Origin of the sequence: Leucobacter sp. 7(1) (genome assembly GCF_900163635.1) — a bacterium.
Classification (GTDB): domain Bacteria; phylum Actinomycetota; class Actinomycetes; order Actinomycetales; family Microbacteriaceae; genus Leucobacter.
In genome coordinates this window covers 1-12,260 of sequence record NZ_FUID01000059.1, presented here as the reverse complement: position 1 = coordinate 12,260, position 12,260 = coordinate 1, and the positions used below count along the sequence as shown (strand labels likewise).

The 12,260-nt window shown below is 64.2% G+C and carries 12 protein-coding genes; 7 read left to right on the top strand and 5 right to left on the bottom strand.

Annotated features, from left to right (window positions below; translation table 11 throughout):
* Positions 1–17 precede the first annotated feature (17 nt).
* Both FM113_RS11195 and FM113_RS11190 read left to right on the top strand, forming a co-directional pair.
* Positions 18–749, top strand: coding sequence for an IclR family transcriptional regulator (locus FM113_RS11195; RefSeq protein ID WP_140393349.1), 732 nt, complete (start codon positions 18–20; stop codon positions 747–749).
* Positions 746–1,480: a helix-turn-helix domain-containing protein gene (locus FM113_RS11190; RefSeq protein ID WP_087014705.1), complete on the top strand. Its 735-nt coding sequence runs from the start codon at positions 746–748 to the stop codon at positions 1,478–1,480. The genes FM113_RS11195 and FM113_RS11190 overlap by 4 nt, the downstream gene beginning before the upstream one ends.
* Positions 1,481–1,493: 13 nt before the next feature.
* On the opposite strand, the gene FM113_RS11185 is transcribed toward FM113_RS11190, so the two are convergent.
* The 3 genes from FM113_RS11185 to FM113_RS11175 form a co-directional block, all read right to left on the bottom strand.
* A complete protein-coding gene (locus FM113_RS11185; protein WP_087014703.1) occupies positions 1,494–2,966 on the bottom strand; it encodes an NAD-dependent succinate-semialdehyde dehydrogenase in 1,473 nt (490 codons plus the stop codon).
* Entirely contained in the window at positions 2,953–4,203 is a 1,251-nt protein-coding gene (locus FM113_RS11180; protein WP_254908977.1) for an aspartate aminotransferase family protein, read from the bottom strand. Before FM113_RS11180 ends, FM113_RS11185 begins: the two co-directional genes overlap by 14 nt.
* A 232-nt stretch (positions 4,204–4,435) precedes the next feature.
* Positions 4,436–4,693: a helix-turn-helix transcriptional regulator gene (locus FM113_RS11175; RefSeq protein ID WP_087014699.1), complete on the bottom strand. Its 258-nt coding sequence runs from the start codon at positions 4,691–4,693 to the stop codon at positions 4,436–4,438.
* Positions 4,694–4,926: 233 nt separating this feature from the next.
* Here FM113_RS11175 and FM113_RS11170 point away from each other — a divergent pair, with 233 nt between their 5' ends.
* From FM113_RS11170 to FM113_RS11150, 5 genes are all read left to right on the top strand, one after another.
* Positions 4,927–6,048, top strand: coding sequence for a TRAP transporter substrate-binding protein (locus FM113_RS11170; protein ID WP_087014697.1), 1,122 nt, complete (start codon positions 4,927–4,929; stop codon positions 6,046–6,048).
* Positions 6,049–6,073: 25 nt separating this feature from the next.
* Entirely contained in the window at positions 6,074–6,637 is a 564-nt protein-coding gene (locus FM113_RS11165) for a TRAP transporter small permease (protein ID WP_087014695.1), read from the top strand.
* A gap of 3 nt (positions 6,638–6,640) precedes the next feature.
* Positions 6,641–7,921, top strand: a complete 1,281-nt coding sequence (locus FM113_RS11160) for a TRAP transporter large permease (RefSeq protein ID WP_087014693.1) — start codon at positions 6,641–6,643, stop codon at positions 7,919–7,921.
* Between the two features lie 62 nt (positions 7,922–7,983).
* A complete protein-coding gene (locus tag FM113_RS11155; RefSeq protein WP_087014691.1) occupies positions 7,984–8,661 on the top strand; it encodes a GntR family transcriptional regulator in 678 nt (225 codons plus the stop codon).
* A 212-nt stretch (positions 8,662–8,873) separates the two neighbouring features.
* Positions 8,874–9,647: an MFS transporter gene (locus FM113_RS11150; RefSeq protein WP_140393348.1), complete on the top strand. Its 774-nt coding sequence runs from the start codon at positions 8,874–8,876 to the stop codon at positions 9,645–9,647.
* A 110-nt stretch (positions 9,648–9,757) separates the two neighbouring features.
* Here FM113_RS11150 and FM113_RS18175 read toward each other — a convergent pair whose 3' ends face one another.
* Both FM113_RS18175 and FM113_RS11140 read right to left on the bottom strand, forming a co-directional pair.
* On the bottom strand, positions 9,758–9,898 hold the full coding sequence (locus FM113_RS18175) for a hypothetical protein (protein WP_176387187.1): 141 nt from the start codon (positions 9,896–9,898) through the stop codon (positions 9,758–9,760).
* Between the two features lie 336 nt (positions 9,899–10,234).
* Positions 10,235–10,807 carry a hypothetical protein gene (locus FM113_RS11140; protein ID WP_140393347.1) on the bottom strand — a complete coding sequence of 191 codons (573 nt, stop codon included), beginning with the start codon at positions 10,805–10,807 and terminating at the stop codon, positions 10,235–10,237.
* Positions 10,808–12,260 lie beyond the last annotated feature (1,453 nt).

Here is a 12,260-nt window from a genome sequence, read left to right as displayed (position 1 = left end):
CAATCGGAGGGAGCCGAGTGGAAACATCACTGATGGCCGATTCCGCGCTCGTCACGCTGCTCCTCCTCGAACGGACCGGCGCGCGTTCCACTGCCGAGGTCGCCGCAGAGCTCGCGCTCAGCCGAAACTCCGCGCGGCGCATCCTTGACACCCTGCACGGCCGCGGTTTTGTGGTCCGAGATGCGGCCCAGCGGTTCCGGCTGGGACCAACGCTTATCAGCATCGCTGCGGAACTCCCCAGCGAGCTCGCCATCGCGGCCGACCCTCACGTCACAGATCTCGCGGAACGACTCGGCGAAACCGTGGTGCTCGCTATGCTCGAAGGCGAGCATTCGGTGATCGTGACACAGAGCCTCGGTGTCACCAGCCCACTCCGCGTTGAACACGAGATCGGTTTCCGACAACCGCTCTCTCGCGGAGCGAGCAGTCTGGCGATCCTCGCGCACCTTCCGGGGGACGACGACCGCGTCGCGCGATCCGGCGTCGCAGCAACTGAGTTGGCTGCGATCCGAGCCCGCGGATACGCACTCTCCGTGGGTCATATCCGCACGGGCATGATCGGGATCGCAGCCCCGCTCTACCGGGAGACCGCGCGGGTCGCCGGGTCACTTGCGGTCATTGCCCCCGAAACCCGCGCGCAGGATCTGACCAGGCACGCTGAACTTCTGCGGTCGACCGCAGACCTCATCCGCAATGCCTACCGTTCGCTCCGCGAAACGAGCCGCATCGCCGAAGAATCCCCGCGATGACGGAGATCTCAAAAACCGCTGACAAAGCGCTGCTCGTGCTCGCTGATTTGGCGCGCAACGGTCCCGCAACACTGCAGCGCCTCGCGGAGCGCACACGACTGAATCGCACAGTCGCACACCGTATCGTCGGAGCCCTCACCGCACGCGGCTTCGTCACTCGAACCGAGCAGATCTATGCCGTAGCCGCTCGGGTCAGGCGACTGTCTGACGCGGTGTTCCCAGAACTCCGCCGGGCCGCCCACGGGCCGCTTGACCGGCTCGCCGCCGAAACTGGGTCCACCGTCCTCCTTCAAGTACTTGATGGGGACTCAGTGATTGTGGTCGAGGAACGCCCTCCCGGAACCGGGCTAGACCTCCGCGCACGCCTCGAGGTCGGGACAAAGCGCGAGCTCACGGAGTGTCCGTCCGGAGCGGCGGTGCTTGCCGCTCTCAATGAGAATGCCCGCAACCGGGCGCTTTCAGCGCGGGATCTGGAGGCCACTGGCGCGGAGGTCCTGCGAGAACAGCTCGCACAGATGCTCCTGACAGGCACCGCCGGGGTCGTATTCGACCCCCAGGGCGGAGTCTGCGAGGCCGCCACACCCGTTCAGGCGGGCAACCACATCGCCGCCTGCGTGGCGCTCCTCGCTCCCGCCGCACACGCCGCAGAACTTGGCGCACATCTCCGGCTGCTTGTCGACACGGCCCGGAGTGTGGAGCGAGCGCTCGGAAACACACCGAGCGCTGCGTAATTCGGGCAGCGTCTCACCGCTCTCCGCGACCCACACTGTAAAAACGCACTTCCTGATATTCCTCGAGTCCCTCGCCGCTGCCTTCTCGACCGAGTCCGGACTGTTTCACACCTCCGAACGGGGCGGCAACGCTCGACGGGACTCCGGTGTTGATCCCAACGAGGCCCGTCTCGAGCTGATCGGCCACATCGAGGGCCCGGTCGAGAGTTTCCGTAAACACGTATCCTGCAAGTCCGAAGCGGGTGTCATTCGCCTTGCGAATGGCCTCCTCAGGCGTGGCGAAGCGGCTGATCGCGGCAACAGGCCCAAATATCTCGGTTCCCGCAATACGTGCGGATCCGGGCACTTGGTCGAGCACTGTCGCCGGGAAAAAGTTTCCGGGTCCGGTGAGCGCGGCACCGCCGAGCCGCAACTCCGCACCGCGGACAACCGCGTCGTCGACGAGTTCGCCGAGCCGGTCCACGGCCTCGCGGCTGATCATCGGACCCAGCTCCACCCCGTCAGCGAGCGGGTGCCCCATGATCACTTGCCCCATCCGTTCCGTGAAGGCCTCGACGAAGGCATCAGCGATGCCGTCCTGCACGTAAATGCGGTTCGCGGCTACGCAGGATTGACCCCCATTGCGGAGCTTGGCACGCACGGTGCCCTCCACGGCCCGTTCAAGGTTTGCGTCGTCTAACACGATGAGGGGCGCGTTCCCGCCGAGTTCCATCGAGCTCTTGACGATGTGCTGCGCGGCCAGCCCGAGCAGCCGCCTCCCCACCCCAGTGGACCCGGTAAACGAAAGCTTCCGCACCCGCGGATCCGCGAGCACCGTCTCGCTGAAGGCGGCGGCATCCGTTGTCGTGACGACACGCATGAGCTCACGCGGCACTCCGGCTTTTGCCATGAGGTCCACAGTCAGGAGTGTGGTCAGCGGTGTGAGGGCGGCTGGCTTGATGACGGCCGCACATCCCGCAGCCAGCGCGGGAGCGATCTTGCGCGTGATCATCGCCATCGGGAAGTTCCACGGTGCGATCAACACCGAAAGCCCCACGGGGGCGCGAGTGGTCAGAATCGTGGCACCCCCGCGGGGATCCGGGCGCACTCCGCCGCCGGGGCGCAGCAGCTCTTCCGCGTACCATCTCACGTAGTCCGCCGCGTACTGCACCTCTCCCTTCGCTTCAGCGAGCGGTTTCCCTATTTCTCGCGTCATCACGTTCGCGAGGCGATCGCGGTGTTCCAGCAGCACTGTGTACACGGCGTGCAGCGTGTCGGATCGGTGTCGTGGCGTCGTGGCTGCCCAGGCCCGTCCGGCCTCATCTGCAATTGTCAGCTGGTCGAGCGCGGCGTCGGAGGTGCAGTTTGGCACCCTCGCGAGGCGACGTCCGGTCGCTGGATCGTGCACGAGGAATGTATCCGGGCCGAGGTCGTAGGGGGCGAGGCCCGGCAGGCTATCGAGCGCAGCATCGCTCGCGGCCAGCTGCGCCGGATCAGGCTTCAACATTGTCAAGGGCTCCACGAATGGCGGCGATCAGGTCACGGAGTTCCTGCTCGGTCGCAACGAAGGGCGGGCTGATCTGGAGGGTGTTGCCGCGCAGCGCACGGGTAATGAAGCCGTGCTCGATCAACGCGTCGGCCAGGGCGTCAGCGTCGACCGCGGTGTTCAGCTGTACCCCACCGAGGAAGCCGCTCACGCGGACATCCTCGACCAGTTCATGCATGGCGAGGTCTGCGAGGAGGTCCGAGAGCACTCCTTCGAGGTGCGCGGCGCGCGCGATGAGCCCCTCCGCGGCCAGGATGTCGAGGTTGTGGAGCGCGAGAGCCGCGGCGGTCGCATGCCCCGAATAGGTGACCCCGTGCCGGAAGATCGGGGCATCACTACCACCAGTGAAAAAGGGGGCCCACACGCGCGGCCCCACCAGGACACCACCGAGCGGCGCATAACCGGATGTGACCCCCTTCGCGAAGGTGAGGAGGTCCGGCCGGAGTCCAAAACGGCTCGTCGCGAACATCTCACCGGTGCGGCCGAATCCGGTGATCACCTCGTCCGCAATGAACAAGATGTCGTGCGCGTCGCAGAGCCGCCGCACCCCGGCGAAGTACTCGTCTCGGGGCGGGATCACACCGCCGGTGCCCATGACAGGTTCAGCTATATACGCCGCGATCTGGCCCGGACCGATCCGATGGATCGCAGCTTCGAGGCCGGCAAGCGTGTGCGTGTCGACTCGCGCAGTCTCCGGAACAAGCGACTCGGTGCCGTAGCCCTCCCTGTTGAAATCGAGCCCCGCGACGCTTGTGCCGTACGCGTGGAGGCCGTGATAGGCGTGCTCTCGGCTCAGGATCGTGCGCTTCTGAGGCCGCCCGCGCAGCACCCAGAAGCGCCGCGCAAGCTTGCAGGCGACGTCGATCGCGTCGGATCCGCCGCTATTGAGAATCACTTTTGCTTCCCCGAGCGGAGAGAGCCCGGCGAGTGTTTCGGCGAGTTCGAGCGCTCGATCGTTGCGGAAGCGGCCGAACACGTGGTGAGTTTCTAAACGCTGGATCTGCTCGGCGGCAACGCGGGCCATGTCCGCGCGGCCGTGTCCGATATTGGCAAACCACAATCCAGCGGTGCCATCAAAGAGTCGTTGGCCTGTTGAGGTGGTGACGTATGCACCGTCCCCCTCGGTGATGACAATTTGGCGTTCAGGTGCGGTGGTCATGCGGGCCTGGGGGCTCCACAGGGCAGAGGGAACGGGCACGTTCGGCTCCTTTGGCGTGAGGAGGCGCGCGCCGCTCGGGCGGCAACCTCGGCGTGCGGATCGGGGCGACTGCGGGAGTTCCGGTCACTCGGGGCGTTCCGCCAAAGGGAGTAGACGAGACGTGGGTGGCCACGACGTGCCACCCACAATTGCACTACTGTCCGACAATTACAAGCACGAGTTCCGCATCAGACCGACTTCATCGGCTTCGCATGTCGTGCAGGCGGCAGGATCATCCCACCCGCGTACCGTGCCCCGAATCACCCCAGACGTCCGCGAGGAGCTCGTCAAGTCCCACGCCCAGTGCGCGTGAAATCTTGAGCCAGGTGTTCAAATCACCGTAGTGCTTGCCCGAGCTGATATTAAAAATCGTTTGACGACTGACACCGGCCGAGTCAGCGAGGTCATCGGCCGACAACCCCAACCGGGTTCTCGCCTGGACAAGGATCGCCTTGAGCTGCGTGAGATCTGGTTCATGTGATTTGGGCATCCCTCCAGTTCATCGGACTTGCCAGAAAAGATCAGTACAAGATACTGTACTTCGTGTACAAGATCTTGTGCCGTCAGCGAAACCCCGAGCACTCCCCCAGCACGGCCCTGCAGCACGATCCAACGAGCAGCAGACTCACGCGACTCCCTTTCTCAAATTTGCGGTTCTGGATCCCGGTCAGTGTCGACCACAGCTACCCTGCACGATCCCACCCCGAACACAGGAGTTCAGGCATGTCCCCCACCATGTTCCCGCCCACAGGTTCATCCCACAGCCACACCCCGCGCGGAATTCGGCGCCGGTCCCTGCGACTCATCGCGCTCGGGGCGATCAGCCTCCTCGGCCTCGCGGCATGCTCGAGCAGCGGTGCCGCCGACGCTGGCAGCGGTGACTCGGAAGACGCCGCGGGTGCCACCATGACGATCCGCTTCGGCAACGTTATCTCCGTCGGCGACACACAAAATCAGGCGTACGACTTCTTCGCAGAGCGAGTCGGCGAACTCTCCGACGGTCGCCTCACCATCGAGGTGTACCCGGATAGCCAACTCGGCGGCGAGCGCGAGATGGTCGAGTCCACTCAAGTGGGCGATCTCGAAATGACCGCCCCCTCAGCCGGGGTGCTCGCGAACTTCGATCCCGCGCTGCAGGTGTTCGATTTTCCCTTCATCTTCGAGGACGCCGAAACCGCCTACACGGTACTCGACAGCGAGCTTGGCACCGAACTCCTGCGCGACGTTGAACAGAGCGGCCTGGTGGCGCTCGGGTGGGGCGAAAACGGGTTCCGCAACCTCGCGATGACCGACGGCATCGTGACCGATCCCGCTGAGATGCAAGGAAAAAAGCTGCGCACCATGCAGGTACCTATGCACATCGCATACTGGCAGAGCATCGGGGCAGCGCCCACGCCCATGGCCTTCCCGGAGGTCTTCACCGCACTCCAACAGGGGGTGGTTGAGGGAGTTGAGAATCCGTTTGAGCTGCTGCACTCTGCAAAGTTCACCGAACCAGCCAACTACCTCACGGAAACGCGGCACATCTACGACCCGGAGATCATCCTGATCAACAAAGATCTCTTTGAAAGCCTGTCGAGTGGAGACCAAGAGATCCTCCAAACCGCAACTGATGAAATGATCGCTGAACTGCGTACCCTGAAGGCGACCGTCAGCGACGAGGTCCGGGCTGACATCGAGTCCGCCGGCGGCACAGTCGCGGATCTGACCACGGCGGAGCGCCAGGCGTGGATCGACTCCGCAATCCCCTTCTACAAGGAGAACGCGCCCACCGTAGACATCGACAAGCTGCGTCAAGTGCTCGAAGCAGCCGGCAACACAACCTTCCTGGACGCGATCAAGTAGCCCGGGCCCGCGGCTTTCATTGATCATGTCCCCGCGATCGAACCAGCCCCGTCCCGCACTCATCCGCATCGCCCAACACCTCGACGAGCACATTGAGACCTACCTTGCCTCGGCCGCGCTCGCCATCTTCACGTCTCTGGTCATCGTGCAAGTGGTGATGCGCTACGTGTTCGGGAGCCCTTTGACCTGGTCCGAGGAGCTCGCACGCTACGCCCTCGTGTGGTTCGTCTGGATCGCCGGCAGCTATGCCGTGCGCTATGAACGACACGTCAAGTTCAGCGTGCTCGTCGAGGCGATCGGGCGACACAGTCCAATCGCCCGCCGCGTGATCCGAGTCGCTGTCCTTCTGCTGTGGTTCATGTTCTTGGGCACGATGCTCTGGCTGTCGATCCAAATGATCCGGCAACAACTCGCAAGCGGCCAGATCGCGTCCGCGTCACGCCTCCCCATGTACCTCGTGTATCTCGGGCTCCCCATCGGCATGTTCCTCATGTCGTTTCGGGTGATCCAGCACACCGTGCGTGCGGTCCGCGAATTCGTGACACGCTCGGCCCCGCCCCAGCCAGCCAGCGGGGCGGGGGTGGCGTAACGCATGGGTGCCGCGATCCTATTTGTCAGCTTCCTCCTACTGCTCGTGCTCGGCCTGCCCATCGCCTTTGCGCTTGGGCTCTCTTCGCTGCTCACCGCGCTGATCACCGGGGTGATCCCGGCAAGCTACCTCACCCAAACAATGTTCGGGGCCGTAGACTCCTACCCCCTGCTCGCGGTGCCGCTGTTTGTGCTCTCCGGAGTAATCATGGAGCGGGGCGGCCTGAGTCGCCGGCTTATAGAAGTGGCCCGCGCCTTTGTTGGGCACATCCGAGGCGGCCTCGCTGCCGTGTCGCTCCTCGCGACCGCGGTGTTCGCGATGCTCAGCGGGTCCGGCCCCGCCACCGTGGCGGCGATCGGCGGGATCATGATCCCCGCAATGATTCGGGAAGGCTACGGCAAACCGTATAGCGCCGCCGTACTCGCGACGGCCGGCGGTGCCGGTATCGTGATCCCGCCCAGCATCCCACTTGTCGTGTACGGCATCACCACGAGCACCTCCATCGGAGACCTGTTCCTCGCCGGGTTTATCCCGGGCTTCATCATTGTGGTGCTGCTCTACCTGGTGAGCCGACACCTCGCCAAAAAGCACGGCTATGGCGCGAATGTGCCCCGCGCGAGCTGGGGCGAGCGCTGGCGTGCACTGTGGTCAGCGAAGTGGACGCTGCTGATGCCGGTTGTCGTGTTGGGCGGGATCTACGGTGGTATCTTCACCCCGACCGAGGCTGCGGGAATTGCGGTCGCTTATAGCTTGATTCTCACGTTTGTGTACCGAGAAGCGCGAGTGGCGCATATCCCGGAGATGTTGAAGTCCACACTCCTCATTTCGGGCATGATTCTCGTGATCATCGCGACCGCATCAACCTACGCGCGGATCCTCACCGTCGAGCGGATCCCCTCAGTGATCGCTGGGTTTCTCGACTCACTCGCCGTTCCCTTCGGGATCGTGCTGCTCGTGATCGTGGTGCTCCTCCTATTCGTCGGTACCTTCATGGAGACGCTCGCCGGCATCATCCTGCTCGCGCCCATCCTCACGCCCGTCGTCACCGAGATGGGCATGAATCCGGTGCACTTCGGGATCGTCATGATTCTCGCGTCAATGATCGGCTTCGCGACCCCACCTGTCGGCGACAACTTGAACGTGGCGAGCGCGATCAGCGGACTCTCCATCGAACGAGTGAGCATCGCTGCGCTCCCCTTCGTTGGGGTGCTGATCGCGTTCCTGCTGCTCGTGGCGTTTGTCCCGGCTATCTCAATGTTCCTGCCCGAACTTCTCGGACGATAAGGCTTCGCTGATGCGCTGTCGCTGGGGACGGCCGCGGTCACCCTGCTAGCATCGGGCACACCATGCGCGACGAAGCGGACATTTCCCTAGTGCGGCACAGCACCGCCGAAGTCGTCGCGGACACCCTCATGCGGTTGATCGTTTCTGGCGAGCTTGCGAGCGGGGTGCCGCTGCGGGAGCAGCGCCTCGCCGCACGGCTCGGCATTTCTCGCAACACACTCCGCGAGGGCTTCCGCCTCCTCGAACAGAGCCGCCTTGTGCGCTACGAAATGCATCGCGGGGCCGTCGTCAGCACCCCGAGTACCGCAGAATTTGCAGACCTCACGCGGACGCGTCGGCATCTTGAGCTGCTGGCGGTGCAGCAGATTCCCACCGCGACTGAGCTCGACCGCATCGAGCTGGCACTCGCCGAACTCGCCGCTGCCGCAGTCAGCCGCGACCCCGGAACCATCGTCGCTAAGGATCTCGCTCTCCACCAGACCATCGTGGATCTACTCCGCAGCGAACGACTCAGCACTTTTTTCACTCAGATCCGCAAGGAACTTGTCTTTGCATTCACGGTAATCTCGCTCACTGACCGGGAGTACGCCCGCCCTGAGGAGACAGTCCTCACGCAGCATCGCGACATCGTCGACGCGATTCGGGACGGGCGCACACACGACGCAGCCGCTCTGCTCGCGGCGCACATCGACGAGAGCCTGGCGCGTGTGCAGGAGATCCTGGAATCGGACGAGACCTGAAAGGATGCCGGATCCCACCCCGGTTACTCCCCTGGCACGCTCCTGCGGGAGCCTTCATGAATCGGCGCGGCTCGGGGCCGCAGCTTGACCGCACGACCGCGATCCGGCAGCAGCCGCAGATTCTGCCGTTCACCGCCTTCCCCCGCGAAAGAACAGATATCAAGGCGGGTGGAGCACTATAGCCGTTGGCTTGCGGCAAGCTAGGCGGCCTGTTGCTTGCGATCACGCTCGCGCTCTTCGTGCAGCCCACCGTTGAGTTCACCGCCGGAGTCGTTCCAGCTGGCATCGCGTACTTGATCGGCTGCTTCGGCGCACTGGGACTCTTCCTCAGCGTCGAACACCGTGACCGCCATCCGCTGATCCCGCTCCGACGCTTCACCCACCGCAGCGTACTGGCCACGTCCGGGGTCATGCTTGCAAGCGGTGGTGCGATGGCCTCGGCCTTCTATTTCATGACACTCCAGTGGCAACGCGTCGAGGGGTTCAGCCCCCTCCAAACCGGGGCGCTGTTTCTTCCGCTCTCCGTGGCGACATTGCTGGCAGGGGCCCTGAGCGCTCGCGTGCAACAACGACTGGGTGAGATTGGCGCGTTGCGCGTCGGCACGGTCCTCACTTCGCTCGGACTCGGTGTCAGCGCGCTACTGTTCCACCTCCGGTTGCCCTGTGTGGTCTCGGGCACCGCGGTGCTCTTCGGTGCGGGCATCGCCCTCACTCTCGCTGGGTCCGCGCAGCTCGCCACTGCGCGGCTCTCGGGAGACGACGCAGGATTCGCCTCCGGCATGATCGCGACGAGTCAACACGTTGGCGCTGTCATCGTGTTGGCCGCGGGTGCCTGGTTCTCGGCCGCAGTGCTGCCCGAGACAGCGGGAGCTGCCCGCTATCCGCTGGGACTCGTCGGGGCAGCAGTCGCGTGCGTAGGCGCGTTCGGGTGCACTTTTCTCGCCCCGCGCCAAGACAACCCCACGTGGCCCGCTCCTGCCCCGTGATCGGCGGTGTCGGGCCTACTGGCGCTCATCTGCCCGTGTTACTGTGCAAGTGGATCGGGGCGAACGGACGTACACAACGCCGAGGAGGCGTTCCATACCTCGGGACACTGTCACTCAGCCACCCGCATCGCAGGCCGCACGATCCGCCACAGTCGATGCACAATTACAGGCCGCACCCCAACCACGGCATAGCCGATGACCCAGTTCACCGCGGTCAGACAGCTCCTCGGGTTCACCGCGGTTGCGACCATGTGCACTTTGACAGCGTGCGGGCTCCTGACCCCTGACGCTTTCCCGGCCGACGTACCAGAGCGCACAGCCTCAACCAATCCGGGCAACGCGAGCAGAGCAGAGTTCGGAAGCGCCTGGCCACTTGAGGCCGAAAGCGGGGAAGTCGGTTGCGAGTTGAACCGCGATGGCGACCCAGTACTCACGTTCACGACGCCTGACGGTGCGCGATACGCTGTGAACCAGCTCGCAGAGCGCACACTCCCTCCGCTCTCAGACATCGCGACAGGGAGCATTGGCCCCCTCCGCAGTTTTGCATTTACCACTTGCGAGCCGGAGTAGCCGAGAGGTCCCTGGTATCACCCCCTGAGCGGAGGAACTCGCTGGAACAGCGCATCGGCCACGAGCACCCGCGCGGCCTGACTGAGCGGCCTGCGCACGAGCGGCGTGAATCGCGACGAGTCGGTATGAGCCTCTTCGGTACCTACGTTTCCGAGCGCAATCCAGTGCCCATTCAAAACTCTGGCCACGTCACGATGGGAAATCGAATCCCCATCTTCATGTTCCCAGCCGATCACGGAAAGCGTGCGCGCGATGGCCGCGACATCGATCTCACCTTCGCTTGTCGCCATGTGGATGAGCGCCACGACCGAGACCTCGGTGTGATACGTAGAATCGCCAAGAATCAGCGTCTGGGCAATGTGTTTCCAGAGGATCGCCGGATCAGCGAGTGACTGCCGCCCTTGGGGTGTCAGCATCAACATGCCTCGGTAACTCCGCAGGAGCCCCACGGCGACCATATACTCCCGGAAGTGGTACACCGGGTCGGTGTTGAGCTCGATTCCGGACCCAAAGGGCCACTCGGCCATCGATGGAAGCACTGCCGCCAGTTCTTTTACCGCAGCCGGCCTCAGAAACCCCGCCGACGTCAATGGGATCCCGTCGCCTGCCGCGTGAGACAGCAACCAGCGGTGTGGCGCAAGGGCGCTCGGAAGATCAACTGGGTCGCTGGATATCTTTGTCTCCACAACCTGATCCGCCCGCCTACGCAGTTGAGTCCCAGGACGTGAACCGTACACCCCGTTGAGCAGGTGAGTGAGGGCGGGGTGCAGATGCCAGGTGATTCGGCGGATACGCCTCGGCCGGCCGAGCTGGAGCGGACCCGGTCGATCGTCCGGAGATTGGCTCCGTCGTGTGCGGCGAGGCACCCGCTCTGGGGCTGGAGATGCGGAGGTCATAGCGAATTCCCTCTGGGTCAGCTGCTCGGTCACTAGCCCTTGCGCAACACAGCTCAGTGGGGTGACACGCAACAGGCTCGGGCGCCCCTCACCATACGGGGTTTCTGCTGGATCGGCAGCAGGCGAGCCACTCAAGTACTGCCGGATCGCGCCATTGCCAGCTGGGCCCCAGACTTCTGACACGACAACGCGTGAGGGCGTGAGGGCGTGAGGTCGCTACAGGACCTTGCGAATCTATCGAACATACATTCGAACCGTTATCGAATTGTGGCCTCCTCAAAACGTAGTATGTCCATCAGGGGTTCTTTCCGCGGCCCTACTTTCTGGCCCAACTTCCGCGTGTTGTCAACGGTTTTCGAGGCCTGATTGTCAGTGGCATGTGCTGGAATAGACGCATGACGCTCACCGGAGACGCACCCTTCCCCGAGACCCCCGATGCGGGTGGTCCCGGGAAAGGTGTGCGCGGTTCCGGTGGGGTGTGAGCCGTTTTGGTGCGGGTGGTTCTGGTGCTGCGAACGGTGCCGGATCTCGTTCTGGCGGGACTGGTGGTTCTGGGTCCGGGGCCAGTTCTGGTTCTCGTTCCGGGTCCGGGTCCGGGTCCGGGTCTGAGCCTGGTGCCGGGTCGAGTTTCGGATCCACGATCCCGCCCCGCCTGGTGCGCGTGGACGCGCTCCTCACTGCCCTTGAAGAGTGGGAAGCGCAGCAGCGTCGCCGAGACGCGGAGCGGCTGAGTCTCCTCGCTGATCTTCACGAGACAGCGCTCGGACCAGAACCCGCAGCGGCCAGTGCGCCCGACAGGTCTCCTGGCACTGCCCCCAGCAGTATTCCGGCGGCCGATGGTGTCACTGCCTTCGATGGCAGCACTGCCTTCGATGGCAGCGCTGCCGGCATCGAGGTGCCCACCACCAACACCACGGACCATGTAAACGGGAACTCTAGTGCAGAGCCCGCCGCCGAGAACACCGCATCCGAGACCCCACCCCTCGCCGAAACTGACACGCCAGCAGACTGTGCCAAACCCGCAGCACCCAACCCTGCGGGACCCGCATCACCCACACCCTGCCCTGGCAACACCCCCACCCCACGGCCTGTGTTCCGGGGTGGGGAGAGTGAGCTCTCGTTCCGATCCCTCCGCGCTCAAGTCGCG